The organism is Methylobacterium frigidaeris (genome assembly GCF_022179185.1).
In the GTDB taxonomy this organism is placed as follows: domain Bacteria; phylum Pseudomonadota; class Alphaproteobacteria; order Rhizobiales; family Beijerinckiaceae; genus Methylobacterium; species Methylobacterium frigidaeris.
Genome location: NZ_BPQJ01000196.1, coordinates 1 through 275, shown reverse-complemented (window position 1 = coordinate 275; position 275 = coordinate 1). Strand labels below are relative to the sequence as shown.

Annotated in this window: 1 protein-coding gene; it reads left to right on the top strand. The window is 68.7% G+C overall.

Going from position 1 to position 275, the window contains the following annotated elements:
• The coding region (locus MFF64_RS36830; RefSeq protein WP_238193976.1) for an aconitase family protein at positions 1-275 on the top strand (275 nt) is incomplete at both ends.

Genomic DNA, 275 nt, shown 5'->3' with positions numbered 1-275 from the left:
GCCTTCGTCCCGCGACGCGTCGGCACGCCTAGCAGAAGAAAAGGCCCTGGAATACATGGGGTTGACCGCCGGACAGCCGCTGCGTGACATCAAGGTCGACACCGTCTTCGTAGGTTCGTGCACCACCGGCCGCATCGAGGACCTGCGCGCCGCCGCCGCGATCGTCGAGGGCCGCAAAGTCGCCGACGGCGTACGGATGCTGGTGGTCCCCGGTTCCGCGCGGGTCGGTCTGCAGGCCGTCTCCGAGGGCCTGGACGTGGTCTTCAAGGAGGCCG